Origin of the sequence: Promicromonospora sp. NPDC052451, from assembly GCF_044547525.1 — a bacterium.
In the GTDB taxonomy this organism is placed as follows: Bacteria; Actinomycetota; Actinomycetes; order Actinomycetales; family Cellulomonadaceae; genus Promicromonospora.
This window is the reverse complement of sequence record NZ_JBIUAP010000008.1, coordinates 144,316-167,007: the sequence shown is the minus strand read 5'-3', so window position 1 is coordinate 167,007 and position 22,692 is coordinate 144,316. Positions and strand designations below refer to the sequence as shown.

Below are 22,692 nucleotides of genomic sequence, written 5' to 3'. Positions count from 1 at the left end.
GCCCGCCGGCCCGGGCCGCGTGAGCCGCCCGCCGTCACCTCACGGCACCACGTACCGCGAGTCCCGTGCGTCCGTGATCGCCATGTGCCCGGGCGCGTGCCCGATCGCGAACGCCGGCCGGGACCGCATGACCGCCGCCTGGGGCGTCACGCCGCAGGCCCAGAAGACGGGGATCTCGCCGGGACGGACCTCGACCGGGTCCCCGAAGTCGGGGGTGGCGAGGTCGGCGATGCCCAGCGCCCCGGGGTCGCCCACGTGCACGGGCGCGCCGTGCACGGCGGGGTACCGCGAGGTGATGCGGACGGCGTCGGCCACCTGGCTCGCGGGCACCGGGCGCATCGACACCACGAGCGGCCCGCTCAGGGCGCCCGCAGGCCGGCACTCACGGTTGGTGCGGTACATGGGCACGTTGGACCCGGCCTCGACGTGGCGCACGGGAACGCCCGCGTCGAGGAGCGCCGACTCGAAGGTGAAGCTGCAGCCCACCAGGAAGGCGACGAGGTCGTCGCGCCACAGGTGCGTGACGTCGGTGAGCTCCTCGACCAGCTCGCCGTCGCGGTACACGCGGTAGGCGGGCAGGTCGGTACGGAGGTCACCGCGGAAGATCGACGCCGACACCGCGCCCGGCTCGGTGACGTCCAGCACCGGGCAGGGCTGCGGGTTGCGCTGTGCGAACAGCAGGAAGTCGTACGCGTCGGCCCGCGGCAGCGCGATGAGGTTGGCCTGGGTCCACCCCGCGGACCAGCCCGACGTCGGCACACGCAGACCGGCCCGGAAACGCGCCCTGGCCTGGTCGGGGGTGTGCTGGTCGGGCGTGCGCTGGCCCGGCGTCAGGGATGTGGTGTCCGCGTCCATCGGACCATCATGCCGCCCGCGGACCGCGGGCGGACGGCCGGCACGGACTGCCGGCACCGGTCAGGGGGTGCGCAGCTCCACGGCCGGCGTGGCCTGGGTGCCGTCGTGCAGCAGCCGCACCCGCACCGCGCCCACGGCGGCCAGCTCGCGCCAGTGCTCGCCGAGCCACTGCTCGGCGTCGTACTGCGCGGTGAAGACGGGTGTCACGGGCTCGTCCAGGCGGCGCCCCTCGGCGTCGTCCAGGGCCCACTCCCACTGCGGACGGATCACTCGTACCTCCCACTTGCCGTCGAACCCGCCGATCGGGTCAGCGCACGGTTGATCTCCGACGCCCAGAGCGGGCCCTCGTAGACGAACGACGTGTAGCCCTGGGTCAGGTCGGCTCCCGCGCGCAGGTACGCGCGGACGTCGTCGGCCCGTGTGATGCCGCCCACGCCGATGATGACCGGTCCCGTGCCGAGGCGCTCGCGCAGGCGGGCCACGACCTCCAGGCCCCGGCCCAGCAGCGGCGGACCGGACAGCCCGCCCGGACCGCGCTCGTGGCTGATCGTCGTGTTGACGGCGACCACGCCGTCGAGGCCGAGCTCGAGCACCAGGTCGGCGACGGCGTCGATGTCCTCGCCCGCCAGGTCGGGGGCGATCTTCACGAGGAGGGGGACCCGGCGCCCGTCGCCCGCCGACCCCGCGCCGGTGGCGTCGTCGGCGGCGGCCCGCACGGCCTGGAGGATGGGCCGCAGCGACTCGGTCGCCTGCAGGTCGCGCAGGCCGGGCGTGTTCGGGGAGGAGACGTTGACCACGAGGTAGTCCGCCCAGGGTGCCAGCAGCCGGGCCGACGTGGCGTAGTCGGCGGCGGCCTCCTCGGGCGGCGTGACCTTGGTCTTGCCGATGTTGGCGCCCACGACGATCGCGCGGCCCGCGGCCGTGCTCCGCAGCTCGCGCAGCCGCTGCGCGGCGGCCGCCGCACCCTCGTTGTTGAAGCCCATCCGGTTGCGCACGCCGCGCACGTCGAGCTCGCGCCACATGCGCGGCTTCTCGTTGCCGGGCTGCGGGTGGGCGGTCACGGTGCCGATCTCGACGAAACCGAACCCGAGCATCGTCAGGCCGCGCACCGCGCGCGCGTTCTTGTCGAAGCCGCCCGCCAGGCCGAACGGTGCGGGCACGACCCGGCCGAAGAGCCGGACGCTGCCCGGCCCCCCGGCGCGCTGACCGAGGTAGGGGGCGACGGCCCCCTGCACCACGTCACGCAGCACGGGCACCTTCCCCGCGCGCTCGATGAGCGAGAACGCGAGCTCGTGCGCCCGCTCCGGGTCCATGCCGCGGAAGACGCCGTTGAACAACAACGAGTACGGCCAGCTCATGCGGTCCTCTCCTCGGACGTGCTGCGCGACGTCCGCCACAGCCACCACAGACCCACGAAGGGCAGGACGAGCGGCACGTAACCGTAGCCCTGGCCGAACCCGGACCACACGGTCGACTCGCCGAACGCCTCGGGGTCGGCGAGCGACAGCGCGCCGACCGTCACCACGCCGACAGCCTCGATCCCGACGGTGACCCAGGCCGTCAGCCGCCACGCGGGGGTGCCGATCGCGAGGGCGAACGTCGCCACGACGTACACGACGGCAGCGAGCGTCGACAGCGAGTACGCCACCGGCGCCTCGCCGAACTTCACGACCAGCTCGTAGGACGAGCGGCCCAGTGCCGCGAACGCCAGGATGCCGTAGACGGTCACCAGGACGCGACCGAAGCCGCGTCCGGTCCGGCGGCCGGCAGGTCGTCCCGCGCCACCCGGTCCGGTGGTCTGCTCCATCATGCTCCCGTCCAGATCTGCCACAGCCGCCACTCCAGGAAGGCGACCGTCAGCGACGCCACCAGCAGCACCACCGAGCTCCACTTGGTCCGCTCGGCGAACGCCCACGCGGCGGCGATCGGCAGGATCACCAGGGTGGTCGCGTAGTAGCCCCAGAACAGCAGCGGGTCGCCCGCGCCGGCGCCGGTGGCGCCCTGGACGATCGCCACGACGCCCTGGACCAGCACCAGGCCCTCGATCACCGCCCCGCCCCAGAGCTGGTTCAGGATCACCGCACGGTCGCGGGCCACGAACCAGCCGGCCCACCCGGCCAGGGCCACGCAGAGCGCGACCACGAGGAGCAGGAGGGCGAGGATCACGCCCGCAGACTACCGGGCCGCACCTGCGGGGCGGCAATCGGAACCGACGTGACCTGCGCCTCTGTCGAGCGGCCCGGCCGCGCGCCGTGCGGCTCGGGGAGGGTGTCAGGGCCCCGGGTTACCATCGGCCTCGTGACCGACGTGACCCTCTCCAGCAAGAATCCCACCGCCGTGAAGGCCGAAGCACTCGTGGTGGCGACCGCCCAGACGTCGGACGGCGTTGCCGTCGTGTCCGACCAGCTCCCCACCGACCTGCTGACCCAGCTCGAGACGCTCGCCCCGCAGCTCGGCGTGACGGGTGCGCGTGACGAGGTGCGCAAGATCCCGGCCGGCCCGCAGCTCGCCGCCGAGGTGCTGGTCCTGACGGGCCTCGGCGAGCGTGCCGAGGACGGCACGTTCTCCGCCGAGACCCTGCGCCGCGCGGCCGGTGCGGCGACGCGCGAGCTCGCCGGGCTCGCCTCCGCCGCGATCGCTCTGCCCGCGTCCGACGACGACGAGATCACCGCGGTGACGGAGGGCGCACTGCTCGGCGCGTACGCCTTCAACCGGTACCGCAGCGCGGGCAAGGAAGCCCCGAAGGACGCCACCAAGGGCTCGAAGAGCGCCGGCAGGAACGGCAAGGACCCGGTCGCCGCGATCGAGATCCTCACCCCGCTGCACAAGAACGCGAAGGCCAAGCTCGCCGCCGAGCGCGCCGAGATCCTCGCCGCGGCCGTGCACGCCACGCGCGACCTGGTCAACACCGCACCCAACGAGCTCTACCCCGCCACGTTCGCCGACGCCGCGAAGGCCGCCGCCAAGGACGTCAAGCACGTCCGGGTGACCGTGCTGGACGACAAGCAGCTCGCCTCGGGCGGCTACGGCGGCCTCACCGCCGTCGGCCAGGGCTCGTCGCGGGGCCCGCGTCTCGTCAAGGTCGCCTACACGCCGGCCAAGCCGACCGCGAAGGTCGCCCTGGTCGGCAAGGGCATCACGTTCGACTCCGGCGGCATCTCGATCAAGCCGGCCGCCGGCATGGAGGCCATGAAGTCCGACATGGCCGGCGCCGCCGCCGTCCTGTCCACGGTGGTCGCCGCCGCGAAGCTGAACCTGCCGGTCGCCGTCACGGGCTACCTGTGCCTCGCCGAGAACATGCCGGGCGGCAACGCCCAGCGCCCGGCCGACGTCATCACCATCTACGGCGGCAAGACCGTCGAGGTGCTCAACACCGACGCCGAGGGCCGCATCGTCATGGCCGACGGCCTGGTCTCCGCGGTCGAGGACGGCCACGACGTGGTGCTCGACATCGCCACGCTCACCGGCGCGCAGATGGTGGCGCTCGGCAACCGCACGTCCGCCGTCATGGGCACCGACGAGGTCCGCGACGAGGTCAAGGCCGCTGCCGACGCCGCCGGCGAGCTGTTCTGGCCGATGCCGCTGCCGGAGGAGCTCAAGGCGAACATCAAGTCCAAGGTGGCCGACGTCGCCAACTCCGGCCCGCGCTGGGGCGGCATGCTGAACGCCGGCCTGTTCCTGCAGACCTTCGTGGGCGACCACCCGTGGGCCCACCTGGACATCGCCGGCCCCGCCTTCAACGACGGCGGCGCGCACGACTACACGCCGGGCGGCGGCACGGGCGTGGGCGTCCGTACCCTCCTGACGTTCCTCGAGGGCCGGGCGAAGTAGCTACTTGGCGCGGCGCTGGGCGCTGTTCCAGTCGCGCATCCGCTGGGGGTAGCCGGTGAACCGGACGTTGTACACCGGCACCCCCAGCTGGTTGGCGATGTCGAACGCTGTGCGCTCGTCCGGCACCCGGCGGCGCGTCCACTCCCCCGTGCTCGCCACGAGCAGGACGGTGCTGGGGATGTCGGTGGTCGGGGGCTCCACGTACGCCTCCACGCCGACCCGCGTGCTGATGAACTCACCGAGGTGGGCCATCGTCTGACGGCGCGCGTCGCCACCTCCGGGACGCGAACCGCTGCCGGACGACGACCGTCGCTGGAAGAATCGCGCGAGCGAGCTACGGGACTGGCGGGGCATGGAACGAGGGTACTAGCGAGACCCGTACCGGCCTAGGCAACTCGACGCAGATCCAGACGCAGTCCCAGGGAAAGCCACACTCTTGTCACAGAATGTCGCCACGGTCACACCCGTCGAGGCTGGTTCACGATTGGGGCCACGCCCGCTGAAGTGTCAAGATGGCATGCGGTGCTCATGATCCGCGCACGGTTCGCCCACAGGCAGGACGCGTGCACGGTTCGCCCCCGAGCCCATGCCTTCGACGAGGAGCCAGCACGTGCCATCGCCTGACAACCCGGACACGTTCGACGTCGTCGTGCTCGGCGGGGGCAGCGGAGGCTACGCCACCGCGCTCCGGGCCGCGCAGCTGGGCCTGACCGTCGCCCTGGTCGAGAAGGACAAGCTCGGCGGCACGTGCCTGCACGTCGGCTGCGTGCCCACCAAGGCGCTCCTGCACGCGGCCGAGGTGGCCGACGCGGCCACCCACGGCGCGCAGTTCGGCGTCCGCACCTCGCTGGACGGCATCGACATGCCGGGCGTGCTCGCCTACAAGGACTCCGTGGTCGCGGGCCTGTACAAGGGTCTGCAGGGCCTGATCGCCTCGCGGAAGATCACCGTCGTCGAGGGGCAAGGCACGCTCGCGGCCCCCGGCGTCGTCGAGGTCACGGCCGCGGACGGCGCCACGTCGCGCTGCACGGGCACCCACGTGGTCCTCGCGACCGGCTCGTACGCCCGCACCCTGCCCGGCCTGGAGCTCGGCGGCCGCGTCATCACCTCCGACCAGGCCCTCACGCTCGACACCGTGCCAAAGTCCGTCGTGGTGCTCGGCGGCGGCGTGATCGGCGTCGAGTTCGCCTCCGTCTGGAAGTCCTTCGGCGCCGACGTGCAGATCGTCGAGGCGCTGCCGCACCTCGTCCCGAACGAGGACGTCGCGCTCTCGAAGGCGCTGGAGCGCGCGTTCCGCAAGCGCGGCATCAAGTTCTCCCTGGGCGACCGGTTCGCCCAGGTCAAGCAGTCCGACGACGGCGTGCAGGTCGAGCTGGAGTCGGGCACGACGTTCGACGCCGACCTGCTGCTGGTCGCCGTCGGGCGCGGTCCGCGGACCGCCGACCTCGGCTACGAGGCGGCCGGCGTCCGTGTCGACCGCGGGTTCGTGCTGACCGACGAGCTGCTCCGCACCGGCGTCACCACGCCGGCCGGCGGGCAGGTCTGGGCGGTCGGCGACATCGTGCCGGGCCTGCAGCTCGCCCACCGCGGGTTCGCGCAGGGCATCCACGTGGCCGAGCAGATCGCGGGCCAGTCGCCCGCGCCGATCGACGAGGCGGCGATCCCGCGCGTCACCTACTGCGAGCCGGAGGTGGCGTCGGTCGGCGTCACCGAGGCGAAGGCCGCGGAGCTGTACGGTCCGGACCAGGTGGAGACCATCGAGTACAACCTCGCGGGCAACGGCAAGAGCAAGATCCTGGGTACCCAGGGCTTCGCCAAGCTGGTGCGCCGCAAGGACGGACCCGTGGTCGGTATGCACCTGATCGGCTCGCGTGTGGGCGAGCTGATCGGCGAGGGCCAGCTCATCGTGGGCTGGGAGGCGTTCCCTGAGGACGTCGCCTCGCTCGTCCACGCACATCCCACCCAGAACGAGGCACTCGGAGAGGCACACATGGCACTGGCCGGCAAGCCTCTGCACGCCCACAACTGACCATAACGACAAAGGAGACCCCACAGGTCATGTCTGAGAACGTGCAGCTGCCGGCCCTCGGCGAGTCCGTCACCGAGGGCACTGTCACCCGCTGGCTCAAGGCTGTCGGCGACGAGGTCGCCGTCGACGAGCCGCTGCTCGAGGTGTCGACCGACAAGGTCGACACCGAGATCCCGTCGCCGATCGCCGGCGTGCTCGAGCAGATCCTCGTCCAGGAGGACGACACCGTCGAGGTCGGCGCCACCCTCGCCGTCATCGGCGACGGTTCCGGTTCGGGTGCCGCTCCCGCGGCTCCGGCCGCCGAGCCCGCGGCCGCCGAGGCGCCCGCCCCTGAGCCGACGCCGGAGCCCGCCGCCCCCGCACCGGAGCCCGCGCCTGCCGCCGAGGCGCCCGCGCCCGCCGAGGCCCCGGCTCCGGCCGCCGCGCCGTCCGGCGACGCCACCGAGGTCCCGCTGCCCGCGCTGGGCGAGTCGGTCACCGAGGGCACCGTGACGCGCTGGCTCAAGGAGGTCGGTGACGACGTCGCCGTCGACGAGCCGCTGCTCGAGGTGTCGACCGACAAGGTCGACACCGAGATCCCGTCGCCGGTCGCCGGCACGCTCCAGAAGATCCTGGTCCAGGAGGACGAGACCGTCGAGGTCGGCGCCGTCCTGGCGCTGGTCGGCTCCGGCGCGGCCGCCCCGGCTGCCTCGCCGGCCCCCGCCGTCCCGGACCCGGCTGCCGACTCGCCCGAGCCGGCCACGGCCGCCGCCCCGGCTCCTGCGCCCGCACCGGCTCCCGCCGCCGCGCCCGCACCGGCGGCTCCCGCACCGGCGGCTCCCGCACCGGCGCCCGCGCCCGCCGCCCCCGCGCCCGCTCCGGCGGCCGCCCCCGCACCCGCTGCCCCGGCACCCGCCGCTCCCGCCGCGGCGTCCACGGGCCGCACCATCGGCTCGTACCTGACCCCGCTCGTGCGCAAGCTCGCGGCGGAGAAGGGTGTCGACGTCGCCGAGGTCAAGGGCACCGGTGTCGGTGGCCGCATCCGCAAGGAGGACGTGCTGGCGGCTGCCGAGGCCAAGGCCGCCCCCGCCGCGGCCGCGCCTGCCGCCGCACCCGCGGCCACGGCCGCGCCGTCGGCCCCGACCAAGCTCGAGGTCTCGCCGCTGCGCGGTACCACCGAGAAGATGTCGCGGCTGCGCAAGATCGTCGCCGAGCGGATGCTCGAGGCGGTGCAGACCCAGGCCCAGCTCACCACCGTCATGGAGGTCGACGTCACCCGCGTCGCCCAGCTGCGGGCCAAGGCCAAGGAGTCGTTCGCCGCTCGCGAGGGCGCCAAGCTGACCTTCCTGCCGTTCTTCACGCTGGCCGCCGTCGAGGCGCTCAAGGCGTACCCGAAGATCAACGCCACGATCGACACCGAGAAGGGCGAGATCGCCTACCACCCGTCGGAGAACGTGGGCATCGCGGTCGACACCGAGCGCGGCCTGGTGGTCCCGGTCATCAAGAACGCCGGCGACCTGAACCTGGCGGGCATCGCGCGCCAGATCCAGGACCTGGGCGCACGTACCCGGGCGAACAAGGTGACGCCGGACGAGCTGTCGGGCGGCACGTTCAACATCACGAACACCGGGTCGGGCGGGTCGCTCATCGACACCCCGATCGTGCCGCTGGGCCACGCCGCCATCCTGGGCACGGGCACCATCACCAAGCGCCCGGTCGTCGTGACGGACCCGCTGGGCAACGAGAGCATCGCGGTGCGCTCGATGGCGTACATCTTCCTGTCCTACGACCACCGTCTGGTCGACGGCGCGGACGCAGCCCGCTTCCTCACCGCGATCAAGAACCGCATCGAGGAGGGCGCGTTCGAGGCCGAGGTCGGTCTCTGACGCACAGCCGCCCGCGCACGTCCTAGACGCGCGCCTGACGGCCAGCACTCGACGACGGCCGGTCCCGACTCCGGGGCCGGCCGTCGTCGTCCCTCCGTGCCCACGGTCGCCGCGCTACATTCGCGGGATGGATGTGGTGGTCGCCGGATCGCACGGACTCATCGGCTCCGCGCTCGTCGCAGACCTCGTGGCGCGCGGGGACGGTGTGCGGCGGCTGGTGCGCCGGGGCGCTGCCCCGTCCGCGGACACCACCGGCCCGGCGCCGGGTGTCCGGGATTTGGAGTGGGACCCGCGCACGGGCGAGCTCGACCCTGCCGCGCTGGAGGGGGCGGACGCCGTCGTCAACCTGGCCGGCGCCGGGATCGGCGACCATCGCTGGACAGCGGCCTACAAGCAGACGCTCGTCGGCTCCCGGACCACGACCACGAGCCTGCTCGCCCGGACCATAGCCCGCCTGGACACCCCGCCCGTGCTGGTCAACGGCTCCGCGATCGGTGCCTACGGCGACCGCGGGGACGAGGTGCTCACGGAGGCGTCGGGACGGGGCGAGGACTTCCTGGCCGGGCTGGTCGAGGCGTGGGAGAACGCCACCGCCCCCGCCACGGAGGCAGGCGGGCGCGTCGTCTGGCTGCGCACGGGCCTGGTCCTGGCGCCGAGCGGCGGCGCGCTGGGCAGGCTGCTGCCGCTCCTGCGTCTCGGCGTCGGCGGGCCGCTCGGCAGCGGCCGCCAGTGGTGGAGCTGGATCACCCTCGCCGACGAGGTGGCCGCGATCCGCCACGTCATCGGGGCGCAGGACGTCCGGGGGCCCGTGAACGCCGTCGCCCCGGAGCCCACCACGAACCGGGTCGTGACCCGGGCCCTGGCGCAGGCGCTGCACCGCCCGGCGGTGCTGACGGTGCCACGGTTCGCGCTGCGGGTCGCGGTCGGCGAGTTCGCCGGCGACCTCGTCGCCTCCCAGCGGGTCGTCCCCGGGGTGCTCGCCCGGACCGGCTTCGCCTGGGCGCACACCAGCCCTCAGGAGGCGGCCCGCTGGGTGGTGGACGAGGTCAGCGCACCTCGCTGACGCGCCAGCCGCCCGGCGTCCACACGAGGATCAGGTCGGCCGACTCCTTGGACGCCGGCACCGCCGTCTCGCCGTCGGTCGACACCTGCAGGTGCGCGCTGATCGTGTACTCGATCCGGACGACCGCCTCGATGGGGGCCTTCGAGGCCTGCTCCGCCGCGGGCGCGTCGGAGCTCTCGGACGTCGTCAGCGACGCGGGGGCGACGTCCTCCAGGGCGGACGCGGCGCCCGGTCCCATGGTCACCAGCTCCGTCGACTCCACCTCCGCCGACGCCCCGACCACCTGCGCGCCGGACTGCCGGAGCTCGTCGATGATCTTCTCGTCCGCCTGGTAGGCGGGCGAGCCCTCCACGTTGACGGTCTTGATGTCCGACACGGCCCCCGCCAGCAGCGCCAGGCGGCGCTCGGTGAGCTCGACCGCGGCGCCGGCCGGGTCCTTGGCGTTCGCGACCGGGCTGATGCCGCCCCAGCGGGGCGCGGACGCCTCCGGCGTGGGCGCGGCGACCGCGGGCTCCTCGCTGCCGAACATGTTGGGCAGCGCCATGACGCCGGCGGTGACGCCCGCGATGACACCCGCGGCGATCATGCCCGTCGCAACCAGCGAGACCGCCGTCGTCCGCGGCTGGGTGGTGCCGCTCACCGCCGCCGCGCCTGCGCTGCCGCTCAGGGGCATCGTCGCCCGGCGGCGCGCCTTGGCCGCCCAGGCCCGGCCGTCCACGGCGGCGAGCGAGCCGGTCAGCGTCCGCGCGGCGGACCGCCACGCCGACGGGGTGTGCGCGCCGAGCGGCACGTGGCCCGTGAGGGGCACCGGACCGCTGAGCGCGGCCGACACCAGCGCGGAACCGTCGGGGAGGCGCACCGGCTCCGGCGGCACGGCGTCGTGCACCAGGGAGGCGAGGGTGCCCGGCTCGGGGCGGTCCCGGGGGTCCTCGGCGCGGGCGCGGGCGAGCACGGAGCGCAGTGCCTCGTCCGCCTCGGAGTGCATGCTCGGACCGGGGAAGCCGAGCACCGACTCGATGAGCGTCGCCAGGGACGTGACGTCGACCGGGTCGTCGCTGTGCTCCGGGAGCGTCACGCGGGGGCGCAGGACCGCGGTGCCGTCGGAGCGGAGCAGCACGTCGGTGGGCCGTACCCCGCCGTGGACGAGGCCCACGCTGTGCAGGGCCGCGAGCGCCTGGGCGATCGCGACGGTGACACCGGATCCCTCCGCGGGCGTCAGGGGACCCCGCGAGCCGACGGCGGTGGGCAGGTCGACCGCTCCCGTGCGCGAGAGCCGCACGTCGAGGTTGTCCGGCCCGTTCGGGGAGATCGCGATGAGCGGCACCAGATGGGGGTGGTCCAGTGTCGCGAGTGTGTCCAGTCGGCGCACCAGCAGGGCGCGCGCCGCGGCGTCCGTGGGGACGGCTACGCGGACCAGTTCCGCAGATTCGATGTAGTGCACTCGTTCATGAGAACTCCGGCGGTCGGAACGCGCCCTTTATCCACAGGATTTGCCGAATCGGTCACCCTGTGGGTGAACTGACCGAATACCTTGACCACGGGTTGGGTCTGCGGTATGCGACCGGACAAAGGGCCTGCTCACGCCGGTATCAGACGTCGATGAGCCGGCCTTCCCGGGCCGACAGGCGGGCGGCGTCCAGGACCTCGGCGGTGCGGACGGCGTCCGCGGGGTCGACGGGCACCTCGGCCTCGCCGGCCAGCCAGTCCGCCACCGCGGTGTAGAAGTCCTCGTGCCCGCCGCGCGGCCGGGGCACCGGTGTGCGCTCCCGGCCCCGCACGAGCCAGCCGTGGGTGCCGTCGGGCTGCTCGGCGTCGAGCACGTCGAAGGGGGACGCGTCGCCCTCGAACGAGTTCACGAGGTAGGCCCCGCCGTCGCCGAGCACCCGGGTGCGCGGGCCCGGTGCCCCGACCAAGGATCCTGCCCACAGCCGGGAGACCACTCCCTTGGCCGGCGGCTCCGCCCCGAACAGGACGTCGGCGCCGGTGGCCCGGCCGGGCACGGCGCCGAGCCGGTTGCCGGGCTCGGTGCCGGGGGCCGCGTGGTGCAGCACGAGGAACACGTCGTCCTCGGTGGGCGTGGACAGGGCGCGGGTCTCGGCGTAGACGGCCACGACCGGACCGAAGAGCTGGGTCGCGGAGTCCACCAGGTGCGGGCCCAGGTCGAGCAGGAGGCCGCCGCCCACGACGTCGTTCTCCTTCCAGCGCTGCTGGGGCTTGGGCCGCCAGCGTTCCCAGTGCCGCTCGAAGGTGTGCACCGTGCCGAGGTCGCCCCGGCGCAGCAGCGCGGCGAGGGTGAGCTGCTCGGGGTCCCAGCGCCGGTTGTGGAACACCGTGAACGGCGTGCCCGCCGCCGATGCCGCGGCGACCACGCGCCGTGCCTCGGCCGCCGTGGTCGCGATCGGCTTGTCGAGCACGAAGGGCTTGCCCGCCAGGGAGACGGCGGCGGCGTGCTCCGCGTGCAGGCCCGACGGGCTGGCGACGACCACGAGGTCGTACAGCCCGGGCTCGGCGAGCATCGCGGGCAGGTCGTTGAACAGGCGGGCGCCGGGCCAGTCACCGGCCGCCTGGACCCTCCGGCCCGAGTCCCGGGCGACGACCGCGGTCACCGACATTCCCGCTGCTCGTGCCAGGCGGGCGTGGATCTGCCTGCCCGCACCCCCGTAGCCGACGATCCCGATCCGAAGTGCCATGGCCCCCATGGTGCCCCGCGCCGCCCGGCGACGCGAGATTACTGGTCAGCGCGTAAACAGGCGTAACACAACTCTGGCAGACTTGAGCAAGCAGTGCGTTTCATACTTTCTCAGTCTTTGTCAGGGCATCGCCCTAGACTCACCGGCCGACAGAATGAGGGGCTCGTGTCCGCCACCGCCAGGAAGAAGTCCAGCCAGAAGCGCAAGACCCTGCAGCTCGTGCTCATCGCCGTCGCCGCGCTCGTGCTCGCCGGGAACTTCGTCGTCAAGTCCCTGGGCGACGACGTCGCCCCCGCCGAGGGCGCCGAGGGTTCGGCGCTCGCGACGCTCGAGGACCTCACGGTCCAGGACGCCGCCACCGAGGCCGGCTACGACCGCGAGTCCGACTTCGGGACAGCATGGCAGGACGTGGACGACAACGGGTGCGACACGCGCAACGACATGTTGCAGCGCGACCTGGAGGACATCGAGTTCAGCTCCGGCGACACGTGCGAGGTCGCGTCCGGCACGCTGGACGACCCGTACACGGGCGAGACCATCGCGTTCGAGCGCGGCGAGAACTCCGGCGACGTGCAGATCGACCACGTGGTGGCGCTGATGAACGCCTGGACCACCGGCGCGGCGGACTGGGACAAGGAGAAGCGGGTCCAGATCGCCAACGACCCGCTCAACCTGGTGGCCTCGGACGGCCCGGCGAACATGGGCAAGGGGGCCAGGGACGCGTCCGAGTGGCTCCCCGAGAACCAGGCCTACCGCTGCGAGTACGTGGCCCGGCAGATCGCCGTCAAGGCCAAGTACGGCCTGTGGGTCACACCCGCGGAGCACGACGCCATGGCGGACGTCCTGACGAGCTGCCCGGCGGAGCCGCTCCCGGCATCCTGACCGGCCTCTTGCTGCCTCCCGGCGCACCCCAGCCGAGGTTGGTTCAGCAGGCTGATGCGACCCGCGACCGGGCCGGTTCCGGCCGCCGGCGGCCTGCTGAACCCAGGGCAGTGGACGGTGCAGCCATGCGCCCTCCGTGGACGTAGGCTGGCGGCCATGGACACGCCCATCGGCATCGAGCACCTGTCCGGTCACGTCGACTACCACGAGGGCTGGGAGCTCCAGCGGCGCACCCACGAGTCCGTCCGCACCGACGAGCGGGGCGACACGCTCTTCCTCCTGGAGCACACGTCCGTCTACACCGCCGGCGCCCGCACGCACCGCGACGAGTTCCCGACCGACGGCACCGAGGTGGTCAAGGTGGACCGGGGCGGCAAGATCACCTGGCACGGGCCGGGGCAGATCGTGGCCTACCCGATCATCAAGCTCGCCAAGCCGTTCGACGTCGTCGAGTACGTGCGCACGCTGGAGCAGGCCGTGATGGACGTCTGCGCGACGCTCGGCGTGGAGACCATCCGCGTCGAGGGCCGGTCCGGTGTCTGGGTCGCCGCCGACTCCCCCGACGTCCCGCACGCACGGCGGGAGCGCAAGGTGTGCGCCATCGGGGCGCGCGTCGCCAAGGGCGTCACCATGCACGGCCTGGCCCTGAACTGCGACGCCGACCTGGCCGCGTTCGACCACATCGTGCCGTGCGGGATCGACGACGCCGACGTCACCTCGCTGACCGCCGAGCTCGGCCGCCGCGTGACCGTCGACGAGGTGCGCCCGCTGCTGGAGGCGGCCCTCGTGGAACGCCTCGCACCGCTGCTCGCGCGGGAGGACGAGGCGGTGGCGACGTCGTCCGCGGCCGTCGCCGCCACCGCGTGACGAACGCCACTGCCCGCCCCCCGGGCGACCGCTCGCCGTCGGTCAGCCGAGGCATAGGCTGGGCGAACCCGCTGACCTGGGAGGGATCTGCGTGACCATCGCACCTGAAGGCCGACGCATGTTGCGCATCGAAGCGCGCAACGCGGCCACGCCCATCGAGAAGAAGCCCGAGTGGATCAAGACCCGGGCGGTGATGGGCCCCGAGTACCGCGACATGAAATCGCTCGTCAAGGGCGAGGGCCTGCACACGGTGTGCGAGGAGGCCGGCTGTCCCAACATCTTCGAGTGCTGGGAGGACCGCGAGGCCACGTTCCTCATCGGCGGTGACCAGTGCACGCGCCGCTGCGACTTCTGCCAGATCGACACCGGCAAGCCCGCCGACTTCGACAAGGACGAGCCGCGCCGCGTCGCCGAGTCCGTGCGGACCATGGGCCTGAAGTACTCGACCGTCACCGGCGTCGCCCGTGACGACCTGGCCGACGGCGGCGCCTGGCTCTACGCCGAGACCGTGCGCCAGATCCACGCGCTGAACCCGGGCACCGGCGTCGAGCTGCTGATCCCGGACTTCAACGCCATCCCCGAGCTGCTGGACGCCGTCAACGAGTCGCGCCCCGAGGTGCTCGCGCACAACGTCGAGACCGTGCCGCGCATCTTCAAGCAGATCCGCCCGGCGTTCACCTACGAGCGGTCGCTCTCGGTCATCACCCGGGCCCGCGACGCCGGCCTCGTGACCAAGTCGAACCTGATCCTCGGCATGGGCGAGACCGTCGACGAGGTCAAGCAGGCGCTGCAGGACCTGCACGACGCCGGTTGCGACATCATCACAATCACGCAGTACCTGCGCCCGTCGCTGCGCCACCACCCGGTGGACCGCTGGGTGCGGCCGGAGGAGTTCGTGGAGCTGTCCGAGGCGGCGGAGGAGATCGGCTTCCTCGGCATCATGGCGGGGCCGCTGGTGCGTTCGTCGTACCGCGCGGGCCGTCTGTGGGGGCAGGCGATGACCAAGCACGGCCGCGCGATCCCCGAGGCGCTGTCGCACCTCGCCCAGCCCACCACCTCCCGTCAGGAGGCGGCGAGCCTGCTGGCGCGCTGAGCCGACGCTCCTCCTGCTCTCAGTACACGCGAAGAGCACTAGAATCGATGACCATGGCCAGAACCTCGTCCGGCGGCGACGCGCGCAACGACGCGCCCGCCGTCAAGCAGAAGAAGCCCAAGAAGCGCCGCTGGTATCACCAGCTGTGGGACGTCTACCAGATGACCCGCAAGCAGAACCCGCTGGTCACCTGGTGGATGCTCGCCGCGTTCGTCGGCGTGGTGGCGGTGGCGCTGCTCATCGGCGTGCTGACGGGTCCCTGGATCTACGCGCTGGTCATCGGTGTTCCCTTCGCCGTGCTCGCGGCGATGTTCATCCTGTCGCGCAGTGCGGAGAAGGCCGCGTACACGCAGATCGCCGGCCAGCCCGGGGCCGCCCGCGCGGCGCTCGGCACGGTGCGCGGCGGCTGGACCTTCGAGGACGAGCCCGTCGCGGTCGACGCCCGCAACCAGGACTTCGTGTTCCGCGGCGTCGGCCGGGCCGGCGTCGTCCTGGTCTCGGAGGGGCCGCCGCACCGCGTGGGGCGCCTCCTGGAGCAGGAGCGCAAGAAGGTCAGCCGCATCCTGTCCAACGTGCCGGTCACCCTGATCCAGTGCGGCGACGCCGAGGGCCAGGTGCCGCTCACGAAGGTGGCGCGCTCCGTCTCCCGGCTCAAGTCGACCCTCACGCGCGCCGAGGTGAGCGAGGTCAGCAAGCGGCTCAAGGCCATCGGCGGCATGAAGCTGCCGATCCCCAAGGGCATCGACCCCACCCGCGCCCGCCCCGACCGCAAGGGCATGCGCGGCCGCTGACCCGGCCGGCACCGGAACCGCCTCACGAGAGGGGCGTCCTCGTCATCGAGGGCGCCCCTCTCGCGTGCTCCCACCGCCGCAGATCACCCGTCCGAGGGACGGACGCCGCCAGGCCGGGCCCTGTGAGTTCTGGCACTCTGGGGATCGCCGCCGGTGTCTCGACCTGCAGGTCTCCCCGGGGTTACACGGCCGAGAGGCCCGAGAAACATTCCCGCAACAATCAGTAACCAGAGAGAAACCACCTGCCCATAGGTTCATGGCGATCCGCGAGCGATCGTTCCCGGCTCGTCCGGCGCGCGGTCCGACGGACTCCCCCTGAACTTATCGAGCGAGCAAGGAGCGCAGATGTTCAAGAACGCCGAGGAGGCGATCGCCTTCACCCGCAACGAGGGGGTGGAGTTCGTCGACGTCCGGTTTATCGACCTGCCGGGCGTCACGCAGCACTTCAACATCCCGGTCGAGCAGTTCGACGAGGACGCCTTCAGCGAGGGCCTCATGTTCGACGGCTCGTCGATCCGCGGTTTCCAGGCGATCCACGAGTCCGACATGAAGCTCGTGCCGGACGTCACGACGGCGTTCATCGACCCGTTCCGCAAGGCCAAGACGCTGATCGTGAACTTCTCGATCGTGGACCCGTTCACGGGTGACGCCTACGCTCGCGACCCCCGCAACATCGCGGCCAAGGCCGAGGCCTACCTGAAGTCGACCGGCATCGCCGACACCGTCTTCTTCGGCCCCGAGGCCGAGTTCTACATCTTCGACGACGTGCGCTTCAAGACCGCGTCGAACGAGAGCTACTACTCCATCGACTCCGTCGAGGCCGCGTGGAACACCGGCCGCGAGGAGGAGGGTGGCAACCTCGGGTACAAGACCCGGTACAAGGGTGGCTACTTCCCCACGTCGCCGAGCGACCGCTTCGCCGACCTGCGCGACGACATGGTCAAGATCCTCGGTCAGGTGGGCCTCTCCGTCGAGCGCGCGCACCACGAGGTGGGCACCGCCGGCCAGCAGGAGATCAACTACAAGTTCAACACCCTGCTGCACGCCGCCGACGACCTGATGAAGTTCAAGTACGTCATCAAGAACGTCGCGTTCGAGGCCGGCAAGTCGGCCACGTTCATGCCGAAGCCGATCTTCGGTGACAACGGCTCGGGCATGCACTCGCACCAGTCGCTCTGGAAGAACGGCGAGCCGCTGTTCTACGACGAGAAGGGCTACGGCGGCCTGTCCGACCTGGCTCGCTGGTACATCGGTGGCCTGCTCAAGCACGCCCCGTCGCTGCTGGCGTTCACCAACCCGTCGGTGAACTCCTACCACCGCCTGGTGCCCGGCTTCGAGGCTCCCGTGAACCTCGTCTACTCGGCCCGCAACCGTTCCGCCTCGATCCGTATCCCGATCACGGGTACCTCCCCGAAGGCGAAGCGCATCGAGTTCCGCGCGCCGGACCCGTCGTCGAACCCGTACCTGGCGTTCTCCGCGATGCTGATGGCCGGCCTGGACGGCATCAAGAACCGCATCGAGCCCCCGGCCCCGGTCGACAAGGACCTCTACGAGCTGCCGCCCGAGGAGCACGCGCAGATCGCCCAGGTCCCGACGTCGCTCGGTGGCGTGCTCGACGCGCTCGAGGCCGACCACGAGTACCTCACCGCCGGTGACGTGTTCACGGAGGACCTGATCGAGACCTGGATCGCGTACAAGCGCGAGAACGAGATCGACCCGATCCGCCTGCGGCCGCACCCGCACGAGTTCGAGCTCTACTACGACATCTGACGGTCGGTCCCCCGGGACCTGCTGAGATGCGCCGAAACGGCGGCTGACCTGCACTTACGTCTTGCGACGCTGCGCAGCGTTGGCCGCCGTTTCTCGTGCTCCCGTGTAACTCTCGTGTAATTCCCAGGTGGTCCGCGCGGGCCTGTGTCTCGGCTTCTACAAGATCAAGGCGCGCCTGCGGCGCGCGGGCCCGCGCCTACGGCGGGCCCCGCGATGGGGACCCCCGCGCGGCGCGCCTGGCGACCCTTTGCGCCACCCCCACCGCACCCCACCTCCGGCGCGAGCCCCACAAGGAACGGCGGGACACCACATCCAATGACTGAAATCAGTCCGGCCGAACTGGCCAAGCTCGTGCGAGCCGTAGCAGTGCTGGCGCTACCCGCAGATGGCCAGATTGCATGGCTGTCGTCTCTCGGGATGGGCGAACCAGGCTTCGCGGACGAACTCGCCATGGAACTCGAAGACGGGGCGCTGCTCGCCGGACAATTTGTCCGCGCTGGTTGGATAGAACCGGAGGTTGGGAGCGCGGTCGCAGCGCTGGATTCGTTCCTTGCGGTCAAGAGCCGTGCCGACACCAAAGACTTCTGGAGCCTGAACTCGCTTAGGCACGATCGGGAGTGGGATCGGATCCGCTCGATGGCGGCCGATGTACTGAGAGCACTCTGACAAAGGCCATCTTCTCCGGCTCTCAGCAATGCCGGCGCCAGTGCCTCCGGCGGGCACCAACCGAACTCCAGAGGGGCAGGGAAACGCCCGTGGGGTCCCTGTCCCTCGAAGCCCACCCGCCGTTCACCACGCGTCTGCTGCCAGGAACGGGGCCATCCTGGCAGCAGACGCGTGGTGAACCGCAGGGCCGATCGCGTCGATCAGGCGGGTCACTGCCGAACCACCTCCCGCACCGGCTCGAACCGGTCGTGCTCCGTCTGGCACACGCCCTCGCCGTGCGTCAGCCCGGGCAGGTCCCGCTGCAGCGTGGCGATCACGCCGGCCGGGATCTCGCCGCGTACGACGGCGACCCCCGGCCCGGCGAGTCCCGACTCGAACGGCACCCCGCCCAGCCGCCCCACCAGCGAGGTCACGGCGCCGACGGCGTCGTCCGGCAGCTCGATCACGAACCGGTGCACCGGCTCGCACACCACCGTCCCGGCGCGCCGCACGGCCGCCGCGAGCACGCGCGGCGCCAGCCCGCGGAAGTCGGCCCCCGTGCTCGACATCGCCTTGTTGAACTTCTGGTGCATGTGGCTCTGTCGCGGCGCGTACCCCGAGTGGGTCATGACCACCCGCGCGTCGGGCACCGGGTAACGCAGCGGCCCGCCCGCGAGCGAACGGCGCACCGTGTCCTCCGTCGCGTCGAAGAACGCCGGCGGCATCGACCCGCGCTCGCACTCGAGCTCGAACGTCACCCCGGAGCCGACCGGCGCAGGCTCGACCCGCAGCCCGATGGTGGCCAGGAACTCGTTCCCGTCCTGCTTCTTCACCTCCAGCGCGTGCCCGACGCCGGTCAGCCGCTCGGTGCGCGCCGTCCGCACCTCGCCGAACCGGGCCTCGACACCGTGCTCCCGCTGGAGGATCGCGGCCAGTACCTCGCGCTGCACCTCGCCGTAGAGCGAGACCGTGATCTCCTCGTCGCGGCGCCGCACCCGGATGAGCGGGTCCTGCTCGGCCAGCTCCGACAGCGCGGAGTACAGCCGTCCGCGCGCCTCCGGCGCCGCGTCCACGACCGTCTCGTACGACGGCGGCGGGAACTGGCTCGCCCGCTCGTCCCCGGGCAGCCTCGGCCCGACCACGTCGCCGACCCGCGCCGTCGTCAGCCCCTGCACGACGGCGATCTGGCCCGCCCCCGCCGTCGGCCGCGCCGTCAGCGACCCGCGGTGCGCAACGCGCAGCCCGGTGATCCGTTCGGCACGCCCGTGGCCCAGGTCGATCCGGTCGCGCAGGTGCAGGACTCCCGACCGCATCCGGACGAACGCGCGCTTGCGGCCGCCCTCGCGGTCGATCGCGAAGACCACGCCGGACGGGCCCGCGTCGGACGCCGACGCGTTCGCCGCCCCAGCGTCGGGCGCCGCCGCGACGTCGGCCACCGGCAGGAACTCCCCCAGGGCGGCGACCAGCTCCGGCACCCCCACGCCGGTCACGGCCGACCCGAACAGCACCGGGTGTGCCCGCCCCCGCCGCGACTCGTCCGCGAGCCACTCGCGCAGTCCGTCGCCGGGCAGCGCCTCCACGCGCGCGGACGCCGTTCCCGCGCCCAGCACCCGCTGCACGGGTAGCACGTCCGGGCTGAGGCGGCGCACGACGGCGTCCACCACCTCGTCCGGGCGGGCGCCACGCCGGTCGATCTTGTTCACGAACACGATCACGGGCAGCCGCAGCCGTTGCAGCGCGCGCATCAGCACCAGCGTCTGCGCCTGCACGCCCTCGACGGCGGACAGGACGAGCACCGCGCCGTCGAGCACCGCGAGGCTGCGGTCCACCTCCGCGATGAAGTCGGGGTGGCCGGGGGTGTCCAGCACGTTCACGGTCACGTCGGCGGCGGGGAAGGATGCCACGGACGCGCGGATGGTGATCCCCCGCTCGCGCTCCAGCGCGAGCGAGTCGGTGAGGGTGTCGCCGCCGTCGACGGAGCCGAGGCGGTCGATCACGCCCGCATGGTGCAGCAGGCGTTCGGTCAGGCTGGTCTTACCGGCGTCGACATGAGCGACGATCCCAAGGTTGAGGTACGACAAAGGCAGTCACGTCCGTGGTCAGGTGGGTCAGGGCACGGGGCGTGACAGCCGTCATCGGGGTTCCTCTCCTACGGGTCTCTCGGTCGCGCCCACCATGCGCCCGGAGCCCGCGGAGGATCAACGCTTTTTCGGGCGGCCCCGGCGCACGGCCGCGCACGACGTCGGTGCGCACACGACACGCTGACCACTGCCCCACATCACCCGCCCACCCGGCCGCTAGCCTCCCGGACATGATCATCTGGCTCAACGGACCCTTCGGCGGCGGCAAGACCACCACGGCGGCCGAGCTCGACGCACTCCTGCCGGAGGTCGTCGTGTTCGACCCGGAGAAGATCGGCGAGGCCATCGTGCCCGCGCTGTCCGCCGTCGAGACGGTGCGCGACTTCCAGGACTGGCGGCCGTGGCGCGAGCTCGTCGTGGCCGCGCTGGCGTCCGTCGACCGCTACACCGGCCGCACGATCGTGGCCCCGCAGACCGTGGTCGTGGAGCAGTACTGGGACGAGATCACCGCCGGCCTGGCGGCCGCGGGCGTGGAGGTGCGCGCGTTCACCCTGGACTGCACCCCGGACGAGCACGAGCGCCGCATCGCGAACGACCACGTGAACGTGGCGACGCTCCAGGACATCAAGATCCACGACGGCGGTGTCGGCTGGCGCCGCCACCGCGCGCCGGACTACCGCGCGGCCCTGCCCTGGCTGCGCACCCGCACCGAGGTGATCGACACGACAGCGCTCCGCCCGCCGGAGGTCGCCAAGGAGATCGCGGGGCGTCTGCTCGCAGGATGACCATGCATCTGCTGCCAAGAACCTCAGTCAACTGGCAGCAGATGCATGGTCATCTGGGCTACCCGTGGAGCGCATCCGTCACGTGGCGTGCGGCCGCGGCACCGTGGACTTGCCGGTGACGATCGCCGTGCCGGGCAGGACGAAGCAGCGCCGGCACAGCGCCTCGTACGTGAACGTGCCATCGTCGGGCAGCGGCTCCGAGGCGCCCAGGGGCTCCAGGAACGGCACGCCGTCGCGCAGCACCTGGGTGAACGCGGCATGCAGGTCCTGGCAGCGGTCGCACACGGCCCGCCGGTAGCGCACATCGGTCGGCCCCAGCTCCAGCAGCGCGCGGACGGTGGCGAACAGCTCGCCACGGTGGTCGAGATCGATGCCGCAGGCCAGCACCCGCGTACCGCGCAGCACCAGCTCCTCGACCACCCGGACGTCGGCGGTCGTGAACATGTGCACCTCGTCGATCGCGACCACGTCCTCCGTGGTGTGCAGCAGCGGTTCGAGGGTGTCGAGCTTGACCGTCGGGACGGAGGCCCCCGTCCGGGAGACGATGCGCGCGTCCCGGACGTGCCGGGCCGACTGCACGACGGCGCAGCTCAGCCGCGAGTACGCCAGCGGCGCCATCTGCGCGATGAGATCCAGCGACTTGCCGGACTTCATGGGGCCGAGTACCAGCGACAGCTCCACCGATGCACCTTCCCCGCCGTCCAGGGCAGGCCGTTCCTGCCGCACAGCACCCTAGCCGGAAGCCCGGCCCTCGACCCGCTCCTTGATGCCGTGCAGCGTGCGCCGCGACATCAGGTAGCTGACCTCGCCCAGCGGCGCCGTCAGCCACCGCACGAGCGGCCTGCCGAAGGCGACACGTTCGCGCAGGAGCAGCCGCGTGCGGCCGTCCTTCGTCTCCCGCAGCGCGAACGTCCAGAGGAACTCCCACCCGGCCGGGTCGGTGCGCCGCACGGGCCGGCCCGCATCCAGGTCGGCGATCTGCAGCACGAGCGCCACGCCGGGCACGAGACCGACCACGTACCAGCCCCCGCCGCGCGCCCTGGTGGCCCGGACGACGTCACCGACCCGCAGGTCCTGCCACTCCTCGACCACCTCCTGGGCGTTACGGATCCCCAGGCCGAACAGGTTCTCGAGCCACGCGTAGCTGTAGAAGCCGCCCCGGTCCGCACCGATCTGCACCACCCACGGCCACACGTCACCCGGCGGGGCGTCGATCGTGATCGCCCGGGTGACCTGCATCGCCGGTCCCGGGACGAGATCGTCCCCCGGCAGCACCGCCGCGACCTCCGCGTCGGTCGCACCCCAGCGGTCGTGCCCCCGCTTGACCCACCACGCGTACGCGACCACACCGGCGGCCACGGCAGACGCCACCAGACGTCGCCCGCGGCGCTGCTGCCGGACCGGTCGGATCGTGCAGCTGCTCATGTGCCGAGCCTCGCCCGCGC

At 72.4% G+C, this 22,692-nt stretch carries 22 protein-coding genes; 11 read left to right on the top strand and 11 right to left on the bottom strand.

Translation table 11 applies throughout. The annotated features are described in order from the left end of the window. Positions 1-39: 39 nt before the first annotated feature. From ACIG47_RS16060 to ACIG47_RS16040, 5 genes are read right to left on the bottom strand one after another with little or no spacing between them, the layout of a single operon-like run. Positions 40-855, bottom strand: coding sequence for a putative hydro-lyase (locus ACIG47_RS16060; protein ID WP_397431971.1), 816 nt, complete (start codon positions 853-855; stop codon positions 40-42). Positions 856-915: 60 nt separating this feature from the next. Next, positions 916-1,125, bottom strand: a complete 210-nt coding sequence (locus ACIG47_RS16055; protein ID WP_397412583.1) for a hypothetical protein — start codon at positions 1,123-1,125, stop codon at positions 916-918. Further along, on the bottom strand, positions 1,122-2,213 hold the full coding sequence (locus tag ACIG47_RS16050; protein ID WP_397431969.1) for a quinone-dependent dihydroorotate dehydrogenase: 1,092 nt from the start codon (positions 2,211-2,213) through the stop codon (positions 1,122-1,124). The genes ACIG47_RS16055 and ACIG47_RS16050 overlap by 4 nt, the downstream gene beginning before the upstream one ends. Further along, positions 2,210-2,665, bottom strand: a complete 456-nt coding sequence (locus ACIG47_RS16045) for a hypothetical protein (protein WP_397431967.1) — start codon at positions 2,663-2,665, stop codon at positions 2,210-2,212. Before ACIG47_RS16045 ends, ACIG47_RS16050 begins: the two co-directional genes overlap by 4 nt. Further along, positions 2,662-3,021, bottom strand: a complete 360-nt coding sequence (locus ACIG47_RS16040; protein WP_397431965.1) for a hypothetical protein — start codon at positions 3,019-3,021, stop codon at positions 2,662-2,664. The genes ACIG47_RS16045 and ACIG47_RS16040 overlap by 4 nt, the downstream gene beginning before the upstream one ends. A gap of 132 nt (positions 3,022-3,153) precedes the next feature. Between ACIG47_RS16040 and ACIG47_RS16035 the strand changes: the two genes are divergently transcribed. Further along, on the top strand, positions 3,154-4,686 hold the full coding sequence (locus ACIG47_RS16035; RefSeq protein WP_397431963.1) for a leucyl aminopeptidase: 1,533 nt from the start codon (positions 3,154-3,156) through the stop codon (positions 4,684-4,686). On the opposite strand, the gene ACIG47_RS16030 is transcribed toward ACIG47_RS16035, so the two are convergent. Next, the gene (locus ACIG47_RS16030) at positions 4,687-5,040 is read right to left on the bottom strand and encodes an oxidoreductase (protein WP_397431961.1); all 354 of its coding nucleotides are present in this window, start codon (positions 5,038-5,040) and stop codon (positions 4,687-4,689) included. Between the two features lie 232 nt (positions 5,041-5,272). Here ACIG47_RS16030 and lpdA point away from each other — a divergent pair, with 232 nt between their 5' ends. The 3 genes from lpdA to ACIG47_RS16015 all read left to right on the top strand — a co-directional run bounded on the left by lpdA (position 5,273) and on the right by ACIG47_RS16015 (position 9,643). Continuing rightward, entirely contained in the window at positions 5,273-6,715 is a 1,443-nt protein-coding gene (lpdA, locus tag ACIG47_RS16025) for a dihydrolipoyl dehydrogenase (protein WP_397431960.1), read from the top strand. Between the two features lie 29 nt (positions 6,716-6,744). Beyond that, positions 6,745-8,580 (top strand): 2-oxoglutarate dehydrogenase, E2 component, dihydrolipoamide succinyltransferase, encoded by a 1,836-nt coding sequence (sucB, locus tag ACIG47_RS16020; protein ID WP_397431959.1) that lies wholly within the window; start codon positions 6,745-6,747, stop codon positions 8,578-8,580. Between the two features lie 127 nt (positions 8,581-8,707). Further along, positions 8,708-9,643 (top strand): TIGR01777 family oxidoreductase, encoded by a 936-nt coding sequence (locus ACIG47_RS16015; RefSeq protein ID WP_397431957.1) that lies wholly within the window; start codon positions 8,708-8,710, stop codon positions 9,641-9,643. On the opposite strand, the gene ACIG47_RS16010 is transcribed toward ACIG47_RS16015, so the two are convergent. Both ACIG47_RS16010 and ACIG47_RS16005 read right to left on the bottom strand, forming a co-directional pair. After that, entirely contained in the window at positions 9,627-11,084 is a 1,458-nt protein-coding gene (locus ACIG47_RS16010; RefSeq protein ID WP_397431956.1) for a hypothetical protein, read from the bottom strand. The two genes, ACIG47_RS16015 and ACIG47_RS16010, sit on opposite strands and share 17 nt — an antisense overlap. A gap of 148 nt (positions 11,085-11,232) precedes the next feature. Then, positions 11,233-12,333: a Gfo/Idh/MocA family oxidoreductase gene (locus ACIG47_RS16005; protein WP_397431954.1), complete on the bottom strand. Its 1,101-nt coding sequence runs from the start codon at positions 12,331-12,333 to the stop codon at positions 11,233-11,235. Positions 12,334-12,498: 165 nt separating this feature from the next. On the opposite strand from ACIG47_RS16005, the gene ACIG47_RS16000 reads away from it, so the two are divergent. The 6 genes from ACIG47_RS16000 (at position 12,499) to ACIG47_RS15975 (ending at position 18,402) form a co-directional block, all read left to right on the top strand. Then, complete coding sequence (locus ACIG47_RS16000) at positions 12,499-13,215, top strand: HNH endonuclease family protein (protein WP_397431952.1); 717 nt, start codon at positions 12,499-12,501, stop codon at positions 13,213-13,215. A 156-nt stretch (positions 13,216-13,371) separates the two neighbouring features. Beyond that, positions 13,372-14,082: a lipoyl(octanoyl) transferase LipB gene (lipB, locus tag ACIG47_RS15995; RefSeq protein ID WP_397431951.1), complete on the top strand. Its 711-nt coding sequence runs from the start codon at positions 13,372-13,374 to the stop codon at positions 14,080-14,082. Positions 14,083-14,173: 91 nt separating this feature from the next. Beyond that, positions 14,174-15,175 carry a lipoyl synthase gene (lipA, locus tag ACIG47_RS15990; protein WP_397431949.1) on the top strand — a complete coding sequence of 334 codons (1,002 nt, stop codon included), beginning with the start codon at positions 14,174-14,176 and terminating at the stop codon, positions 15,173-15,175. 53 nt (positions 15,176-15,228) lie between these two features. Next, on the top strand, positions 15,229-15,966 hold the full coding sequence (locus ACIG47_RS15985) for a DUF4191 domain-containing protein (protein ID WP_397412556.1): 738 nt from the start codon (positions 15,229-15,231) through the stop codon (positions 15,964-15,966). 345 nt (positions 15,967-16,311) lie between these two features. Further along, a complete protein-coding gene (glnA, locus tag ACIG47_RS15980; RefSeq protein ID WP_397412554.1) occupies positions 16,312-17,736 on the top strand; it encodes a type I glutamate--ammonia ligase in 1,425 nt (474 codons plus the stop codon). Positions 17,737-18,051: 315 nt separating this feature from the next. Then, positions 18,052-18,402, top strand: coding sequence for a hypothetical protein (locus ACIG47_RS15975; protein ID WP_397412552.1), 351 nt, complete (start codon positions 18,052-18,054; stop codon positions 18,400-18,402). Positions 18,403-18,611: 209 nt separating this feature from the next. Here the strand turns inward: ACIG47_RS15975 and ACIG47_RS15970 are convergent, their stop codons facing one another. Continuing rightward, the gene (locus ACIG47_RS15970; protein ID WP_397431947.1) at positions 18,612-20,462 is read right to left on the bottom strand and encodes a GTP-binding protein; all 1,851 of its coding nucleotides are present in this window, start codon (positions 20,460-20,462) and stop codon (positions 18,612-18,614) included. Positions 20,463-20,692: 230 nt separating this feature from the next. Between ACIG47_RS15970 and ACIG47_RS15965 the strand changes: the two genes are divergently transcribed. Next, complete coding sequence (locus ACIG47_RS15965) at positions 20,693-21,247, top strand: AAA family ATPase (protein WP_397431946.1); 555 nt, start codon at positions 20,693-20,695, stop codon at positions 21,245-21,247. Between the two features lie 78 nt (positions 21,248-21,325). Here ACIG47_RS15965 and ACIG47_RS15960 read toward each other — a convergent pair whose 3' ends face one another. Continuing rightward, complete coding sequence (locus ACIG47_RS15960; RefSeq protein WP_397431944.1) at positions 21,326-21,928, bottom strand: thymidine kinase; 603 nt, start codon at positions 21,926-21,928, stop codon at positions 21,326-21,328. A 51-nt stretch (positions 21,929-21,979) separates the two neighbouring features. After that, positions 21,980-22,672 carry an SRPBCC family protein gene (locus tag ACIG47_RS15955; RefSeq protein WP_397431942.1) on the bottom strand — a complete coding sequence of 231 codons (693 nt, stop codon included), beginning with the start codon at positions 22,670-22,672 and terminating at the stop codon, positions 21,980-21,982. Between the last annotated feature and the right edge of the window lie 20 nt (positions 22,673-22,692).